The 8,197-nt window shown below is 72.3% G+C and carries 6 protein-coding genes; 3 read left to right on the top strand and 3 right to left on the bottom strand.

Annotation, left to right across the window (positions count from 1 at the left end; all coding sequences use genetic code 11):
* Both AB0D45_RS34195 and AB0D45_RS34190 read right to left on the bottom strand, forming a co-directional pair.
* The coding region (locus tag AB0D45_RS34195) for a sigma-70 family RNA polymerase sigma factor (protein WP_362466446.1) at positions 1–1,068 on the bottom strand (1,068 nt) is incomplete at its 3' end.
* A gap of 277 nt (positions 1,069–1,345) precedes the next feature.
* Positions 1,346–2,131, bottom strand: a complete 786-nt coding sequence (locus tag AB0D45_RS34190; protein ID WP_361609992.1) for a helix-turn-helix domain-containing protein — start codon at positions 2,129–2,131, stop codon at positions 1,346–1,348.
* Positions 2,132–2,473: 342 nt separating this feature from the next.
* Between AB0D45_RS34190 and AB0D45_RS34185 the strand changes: the two genes are divergently transcribed.
* Both AB0D45_RS34185 and AB0D45_RS34180 read left to right on the top strand, forming a co-directional pair.
* Complete coding sequence (locus tag AB0D45_RS34185; RefSeq protein ID WP_362466443.1) at positions 2,474–3,892, top strand: NAD(P)/FAD-dependent oxidoreductase; 1,419 nt, start codon at positions 2,474–2,476, stop codon at positions 3,890–3,892.
* Positions 3,893–4,079: 187 nt separating this feature from the next.
* The gene (locus AB0D45_RS34180) at positions 4,080–5,807 is read left to right on the top strand and encodes an ATP-binding SpoIIE family protein phosphatase (protein WP_362466452.1); all 1,728 of its coding nucleotides are present in this window, start codon (positions 4,080–4,082) and stop codon (positions 5,805–5,807) included.
* 65 nt (positions 5,808–5,872) lie between these two features.
* Here the strand turns inward: AB0D45_RS34180 and AB0D45_RS34175 are convergent, their stop codons facing one another.
* Positions 5,873–7,174 carry an MFS transporter gene (locus tag AB0D45_RS34175; protein WP_362466449.1) on the bottom strand — a complete coding sequence of 434 codons (1,302 nt, stop codon included), beginning with the start codon at positions 7,172–7,174 and terminating at the stop codon, positions 5,873–5,875.
* A gap of 132 nt (positions 7,175–7,306) precedes the next feature.
* On the opposite strand from AB0D45_RS34175, the gene AB0D45_RS34170 reads away from it, so the two are divergent.
* Positions 7,307–7,843, top strand: coding sequence for a MarR family transcriptional regulator (locus AB0D45_RS34170; RefSeq protein WP_361609994.1), 537 nt, complete (start codon positions 7,307–7,309; stop codon positions 7,841–7,843).
* The last annotated feature ends 354 nt before the right edge of the window (positions 7,844–8,197 follow it).

Here is an 8,197-nt window from a genome sequence, read left to right as displayed (position 1 = left end):
AGCCCCCCCCCCCGCCGCCCCCCCCCCGGCCGACCCCCCCCCCCCCGCCGCCGCGCCGGCCCCCGCACCTCCGGCGGCGACGGCCCCGCCGGCCACCACCCCCGCCGCCTTCGCGGCGTACCCGGCGGCGAACCACCCGATGACCGCGACCGGCAGCAGCGCGGGAATGCCCGCGTTGACGTCCTTCAGCTCCCCGGCGGCCAGCCGGCACTTGGCGCACTCCTCCAGGTGCCCGCGCAGCCCCCGCTCCGCCCGCATCCGCAGCCCGCCCCGGGCGTACGCGCCCAGCCGGTCCGCGTACCGGGCGCAGTCGCCGCCCGCACTGAGCGCGGAACTCACGTGCGCCTGGAGGTAGGCCTGCTTGAGCCCCTCCCGGGCCCGGCTGGCCAGCACCGCCGTCGCGTTGGCGCTCAGCCCGAACAGCGGGGCGATCGCACTCGGCGAGGCGTCCTCGACGGTGGTGTGCCACAGCACGGCCTGCCACCGCTCCGGCAGGCTCCGGAAGGCCTGCATCGCGAGCGAACGCTCGGCCGCGTGCATCGCCCTGACCTCGGCGCCGAGTTCCAGGGTGTCGTCCCCCGACAGCCCGCCGGCGCTCTCCGCACCCGCGGCCGCCTGCTCCGCGAACACCGCGAAGTCCTCGACCAGGTGCTCCCGCCGGGCGGTCTTCGCCCAGGCCGCGGCGACCCGCCGCACGGTGGTCAGGAGGTAGGCCCGCACCGACTGGTCCGGCCCGGCCCCGCCCCGTACCGCTTGCAGCGTCCGCGCGAACACCTCGGCGGTCAGGTCGTCGGCGGTGTGCCCGTCCCGGCAGCAGGTCCGCGCGTAGCGCCGCACCGCGTCGGCGTGCCGACGGAACAGCTCCTCGTACGCACCGTCGTCGCCCCCGCGCATCCGGGTGAGCAAGTCCGCGTCGGACGGCGGCAGGTCCACCCCGGACGGGCCGGACGCGGCGTGCCGGCCACCGCGTTCGCGCTGGGCCGGGACCTGCCGGGCGGGCAGGCCGCCCGCCGCGGCCCCGGTACCGCCGACGCCACCAGGGGACTCGTCCCGCCCGTCAACGCTCACCGCGGAAGCCCCCGCACGACACACTCAGACCGGTACACCGATCCAGCCTGGCACACGGCAGTGGCGCCCCGGCCGCCTCTCCGCGCCATCCACCCGTCCGGGGACGATCCGGCGAATCGCCGTACCGTTCCTCACCCCTTCGAGTGAGCGGCCATCCGAGGCCCACCGTTGACCCGGCCCGCGCCGGCCGACGGCCCGGCCCCCACCCCTGCGGGGGCCGGCCCGGCAGCCGGGCGGCGGTTCACGACGGCGGACCGGACCACGGCTCCGGCGCGGCTCACGCCGTCCGGGAGCGCAGCCCCTCGAGCAGGATCTCCAGCAGCCGGGCCGAGGCCGCGGCCTGCTGCGCCGGGTCGGGCAGTGCGGGCGCGGCGGTCGCTATCACCAGCAGCACATCGGCCACCGTGACATCGGCCCGCAGCTCACCGGCCTCCCGCGCCCGGTCCACCAGCCGGCCGACGACCTCCAGCAGGGCACCCGCGCCGGCGTCCTCCGCCGGCTCGTCCTCGACCGAGGACCGCGCGCCCACGACGCGCAGCTCCGGCACGGCACCCGCCGTCCCGCCGACGGCGGCCTGGCGCTGGTGCGGCACCCGCGCGGCGGCCTCGTCCTCGGCCGCGTCCTCCTCGGCGGCCGCGCCGACCCGCAGCACCTGCGGCGGCAGCAGCCTGCCCGCGCCGGAGGCCACGGAGGTGCGCAGGAAGCGCGACAGCGCCTGCCACGGCTCCTCCTCCTGGCCCAGGGCGGACTTGGCCTGGTCGGTCAGCCGGGCGGTCTCCTCCTCGGCTATCCGCCGGACCAGCACGTCCTTGCTGGGGAACCGCCGGTAGACGGTCCCGACGCCGACCCGCGCCCGCCGTGCCACGTCCTCCATCGGAGCCCCGTAGCCCAGCTCGCCGAAGACCTCGCGGGCCGCCCGCAGGACGTGCTCGAGGTTGCGCTGGGCGTCGACGCGCAGCGGCGTGGAGCGGCCCACACCGTGGGTGGTCGTGCCCGCCATCACGCGTCCGCCGGTCTCCGCGGACAGGGCGGTGACAGAGCCATGGAAATCGGAAATGTTCATATGTATCCCCCGGTAATCACTTGTCTCCCCCCGGAGACACTCCCCGCCTTCGTGTCGAGGGGGGCCACGGTCATGAGGGCCCCGGTCCTACGTCCTCGACGGGATACGAACATAGTTGAGCCAGAGTCAATTCAGAAGAGGCAGCCCCCGACCGAGCACCGCCCGATCGGAGCATTCACCCCCACTTTTCCGCCACAACTCCCCGGAATCACCCCTTCCGAAGCGTTGACCTGCGAACTTCCCACGTGATCCGGATCTCCTGACAGCCCCGTCCCAGGGCCCCCACCGGTCACACAATGTGCCGAGCCTGTGGACAAACTCCCGGCCACGGTGCGTCATGGGATGGTGAAGGCTGCTAACTCCCGGGGCGACGAACCCGGTACCCCGCCCCGCACGCGCATCCTCGTCGTCGGCGGCGGCTACGTCGGCATGTACACGGCCCTGCATCTCCAGCGGAAGCTGAGATCCGGCGAAGCCGAGGTCACGGTGGTGACCCCCGAGCCCTACATGACGTACCAGCCCTTCCTCCCGGAAGCCGCCGCCGGCGCGATCTCACCCCGGCACGTCGTGATCCCCCTGCGCCGCGTCCTCGACCGCTGCCGCATCGTCATCGGCGAAGCCCGCAGCATCGACCACGCGAAGCGGACCGCGACCGTCACCACCCTCGCCACCGCGGAGGAGGGCACCGGCGGCATCGAGATCGAATACGACGAACTCGTCATCGCCCCCGGCTCCGTCTCCCGCACCCTTCCCGTCCCCGGACTCGCCGACTTCGGCATCGGATTCAAGACCGTGGAAGAGGCCATCGGCCTGCGCAACCACGTCATCGAGCAGATGGACATCGCCTCCTCCACCCGCGACCCCGCGATCCGCGACGCCGCCCTCACCTTCGTCTTCGTCGGCGGCGGATACGCCGGCGTCGAGGCACTCGGCGAACTGGAGGACATGGCCCGGTACGCGGCCCGGTACTACCACAACGTCAAGGCCGAGGACATGAAATGGGTGCTGGTCGAGGCCAGCGACCGGATCCTCCCCGAGGTCGGCCCCGAAATGGGCACCTACACCGTCCGCGAACTGCGCAGGCGCAATATCGACGTCCGCCTCGAAACCCGCCTCGAATCCTGCGAGGACCGCATCGCCGTCCTCAGCGACGGCTCCCGCTTCCCCACCCGCACCATCGTCTGGACCGCCGGCGTCAAACCCCACCCCGTCCTCGCGGCAAGCGACCTCCCCAAGAACGAACGCGGCCGGCTCACCTGCACGTCCTTCCTCACCGTCGAAGGCGTCGAACACGCCTGGGCCGCCGGCGACGCCGCCGCCGTCCCCGACATCACCGCCGCCGAACCGGGCCGCGAATGCGCCCCCAACGCCCAACACGCCGTCCGCCAGGCCAGGCAGCTCGCCGACAACATCGTCGCCGCCCTGCGCGACGAGGCCCTCACCGAGTACGCCCACAAGTACGCCGGCTCCGTCGCCTCCCTCGGCCTGCACAAGGGCGTCGCCTTCGTCTACGGCCGCAAGCTCAAGGGCTACCCCGCCTGGTTCATGCACCGCGCCTACCACCTCAGCCGCGTCCCCACCTTCAACCGCAAAATGCGCGTCCTCGCCGAATGGACCCTCTCCGGCCTCTTCAAGCGCGAGATCGTCTCCCTCGGATCCCTCGAACACCCCAGGGCAGAATTCGAACTCGCCGCGGGCGCCGGCCCCAAGCACCACCCGCCCAAGCCCGCCCCCAACCCCCCGCAGGACAACCAGGGCTGACGTTGTCAGTGCCGTCGGCCACACTGGACGTGTGACCATAGGTGGGCTCACGCCTGCGCAGAGTGACGCCTGCACGGGTGACACCTGCACGAGTGACACCGTCCAGCGACCGACCACAAGGGCACCTCCCGGCACCCGCCGGGCGGGGACACCGCGACCACTTGCGACACCACGAGGCTTGAACGCAGTGAACTTCACGCGCTGGAGCGCCCGCTTCCCCGGCACGCAGCGCCGCGCCGCCGCCCGGAACGAGCACGCCGCAGCCCAGGCCAAGCGCGGCGAGGGCTCCGTCCCGGCAGCCCGCGGCGCCGTCGGCCACCCCGCCACACCCGCCGAAGGCACCCCCGCCGACGCCACCGTCCGCGGCACCGGCACGGCACCGCTCCCCGCCGTCCCCGCCCTCGACGAACTGCCCGTACGGGAAGTCCTCGGCCTGCTCCCGGCCCTCGTCGCCCTCGTCCACGGCCCCGACCACCGCGTCGCCTACGTCAACGACGCCTACACCGCCGGCTTCGGCCCCCGCACCACCGGCGCCCCCGCCCACACCGCCCTCCCCGAACTCGGCGAGCTCGGCCTGCTCCCCCTCCTCGACCAGGTCCAGCGCAGCGGCAAGCCCCGTACCGCCAAGAACCGCACCGCCCCCGGCGGCAGCTCCTACACCGTCACCTGCACCCCCGTCGAGTTCCCCAAGGCAGCCGCCGACGGCGAACCGGACCCCGACCACACCGGCATCCTGGTCCACCTCGCCGACGTCACCGACCACGCCGAAGCCGTGGAACGCCTGCGCGCCAGCGAACGCCGCCAGCGCGAGGCCGCCGTCACCCTCCAGCGCTCCCTCCTGCCCCAGGAACTGGAACAGCCCGACGACCTCCGCGTCGCCGCCACCTACCAGCCCGGCGGCACCGAGGCGGCCGTCGGCGGCGACTGGTACGACGTCATCACCCTCGGAGCCGGCCGCACCGCCCTCGTCATCGGCGACGTCATGGGCCGCGGAGTCCGCGCCGCCGCCGTCATGGGCCAGCTCCGCACCGCCGTCCGCGCCTACGCCCGCCTCGACCTGCCCCCGCACGAGGTGCTCCAGCTCCTCGACGGCCTCGCCGCCGAGATCGACGCCAGCCAGATCGCCACCTGCGTCTACGCCGTCCACGACCCCAACGAAGGCCTCCTCGCCTACTCCTCCGCCGGGCACCTCCCCATCCTCGTCCGCGACGAGGACGGCACCGTACGCCGTGCCGCCGACCCCACCGGCCCACCGCTGGGCACCGGCGGCTGGATCCACACCTCGGGCACCATCGCCCTCGGCCCCGGCTCCACCGCCGTCCTCTACACCGACGGCCTCGTCGAGCGCCGCGGCGAGGACATCGACGAAGGCGTCGCCGCCCTGGAACGCGCCCTCGCCGGCGCCCAGGGCACCCCCGCGATCATCTGCGACCGCCTGATGCGCGCCCTCGGCGTCGACGCCGACCACGACGACGACGTCGCCGTGATGGTCCTCCAGCAGCCCGCCCGCACCGGCACCGATGCCGAGCTCTTCCACAACGCCGCCCTCGAACTCCTCGGCGGCGTCGAAGCCGCCCCGCGCGCCCGTGCCTTCGCCCAGGGCGTCCTCAGCTCCTGGCGCTTTCCCGTCGAGCTGTGCGACCTCGGCGTCCTGGCCGCGAGCGAGCTCGTCGCGAACTCCCTCCAGCACGGCACCCCGCCCATGCGCCTGCGGCTGCGCCGCACCGACCGCCGCCTGATCGTCGAGGTCACCGACGGCGACGACCACCTCCCGCGCCGCCGCCGCGCCGAACCGGCCGACGAGACCGGCCGCGGCATCTCGATCATCGCCACCATCGCCTCGGCCTGGGGCTGCCGCCGCACCCCCGGCGGCGGCAAAGCCGTCTGGTGCGAGTTCGCCCTGCCCGACAAGTAGCCGTACCAAAAAAGGAAGAGCCCCGGCCCAAAGGACCGGAGGCTCTCCCTCCCCACATACGCGCCCTACACGGCCACGCGCTCCGCAGGCTCCACGGCCACCACGGCCTCGGTACCGACCGCCGGCCCCTGGGCCACGACCCGGCTCACCAGCGACGGGTTGTCCTGCTCCGGGCTCAGCCGCCCGCCGAGGCGCAGCGCCAGCACCGCGATCCCCAGCGAGACGAGCACGAACACCCCGATGTAGAGCATCGGAACCCCGGCTCCCAGCGGCACACCGAGCGGCCCCAGAGCCAGCGCCATCTGCTTGACCAGGGCGAAGGCCGAGTTGTACTGCCCGACCGAGCCCTCCGGCGCCAGGTCCGCCACCAGCGGCGCCAGCGTCGGCGAGAGCATCGCCTCACCGATGCCGAAGAGCGCGTACGTGGTGACGAACGCGGCGGCGGCCATCACCGCACTGCCGTGCCCCAGCCCCGAGAACCCGGCGATCAGCCACGCCACCGTCCAGATCAGCCCGACCAGCGCGATGACCCGCGACCGGCGCCGCTTCTCCACCATCCTCAGCACGGCGAACTGCGCCACGACGATCGCCCCCGTGTTGGCGGCCAGCGCGAACCCGAGCGTGGACGGCGAGATCCCGGCCGCCTCGGTCCCGAAGGCCGCGAGACCCGACTCGAACTGCCCGTAGCAGGCGAAGAACAGGACGAAGCCCAGCACGCACAGCTGCACCATCGCCTTGTGCCGCAGCAGCCGCTTCCAGCCGCCGCCGGCCGGCGCCGCGTCCTTGGCCATCGCCGTGCTGATGTTCTGTACGTGCGGCATCCGCACGGTGGCGATCACGGCCGCCAGCACCAGGAACATCACGGCCTCGATGCCGAACAGCAGGGTGAAGCTGCCAGGCCGGCTCTCGTCGACGATCTGACCGCCGACGAGCCCGCCGATGCCCAGCCCAAGGTTCTGCATGAAGAACTGCAGGGCGAAGGCCCGCGTCCGGGTGGCCGGCGTCGAACACCACACGATCATCGTGGCCAGGGCCGGCTGCATCACGGCCTGCCCGGCACCCAGCGCCAGCGCGGACAACAGGATCGCCGGGAGGCCGGTGGAGAGACCGAGCGAGAGCGCGCCCGCCGAAGCGGCGACGGCGGCCCCCATGACCACCGGCACCGGACCCCGCCGGTCGATGACCCGGCCGGTGAAGGGCAGCGCGACCAGAGCACCGAGGGCGAACGCCACGAACGCACTCGTGGCGGCCATCGAACCCAGACCCCGCACCTGCGCCACATAGATGTAGAGGAACGGAACCGTGAAACCGATGCCGAACGCGGTCAGCGCGTTGCCGGCCTGGATCCGCCGCATCGCAGCGCCCATCACCTTGGTCACTTCTCACCTGCCTTGAGAGCCGAAGACTGAAGACTTCAGAACTTCATACCTAAACTTCGATCCTTAACTCTACACATCGAAGGAGTTAGATGCCAACGGGTTCGTGCCATACTTCGGGCCATGGCTGAGACCCCCAACGGCGACACGCCCGTCCACGAGCCGAGCCTCGATGAGCAGATCGCCGTCTACCAGCGCGAGTTCCAGGACCTCGACCCGCAGGTCGAGAAGGTGGTCTCGGCCCTGAGCCGGCTCAACCGCCGCATGAACGTCGCGTACGGCCGCCAGACCGCGGCCCTGGGCATCAGCAACGCGGAGTGGGAGGTCCTTAAGGCCCTCGTCATCTCCGGAGCGCCCTACCGGATGGGCCCGAGCGAGCTCGCGAAGCAGCTCGGCCTGACGCCGGCGGCGATGACCCACCGGATCGACCGCATGACGGCGGAGGGTCTGGTCACCCGCGAACGGGACGAGTCCAACCGGGTCCGCGTGATCGTGGAGCTGACGGACGAGGGCCGCAGCAAGTGGCTCGACGCGATGCGCGCGGCCACGGTCTTCGAGGAGGACCTCCTCCAGGACCTCTCCACCGCGGAGCGCGGAGTGCTGGGCGACATGCTCACGCGCCTCCTGGACCGGGTGGAAGACCTCCAGTCCCCGGCCTGACCTCCGGGGTTGACACGACCCCCGTGGATCCGTAAGGTTCTTCGAGTTGCCCCGGAGCCGAAAGGTTGTGGAGGCAACGAATCCCGCCGCCTCGTAGCGGCAACCTACTCAGCACGATCTCCCACTGGGAACGAATTCGGCGTGCCCGAATTCATTTCCGAAGGCCCGATTATCGGTTGCCGGGGAAATCCGCTAGAGTTCAGGAGTCGGAAGGGCCCAACAGCCCGGAAGACAAACCCCGCTGACTGGGGGTCAGGCCCGAAAGAGTCTGATAGAGTCGGAAACGCAAGAACACAGAACGAAAGCCCGGAGGAAAGCCCGAGAGGGTGAGTACAAAGGAAGCGTCCGTTCCTT

It is taken from the genome of Streptomyces sp. NPDC048352, from assembly GCF_040651895.1.
Classification (GTDB): domain Bacteria; phylum Actinomycetota; class Actinomycetes; order Streptomycetales; family Streptomycetaceae; genus Streptomyces.
The sequence above is the reverse complement of the archived record's forward strand: the minus strand, read 5'-3'. Positions and strand labels throughout refer to the sequence as shown.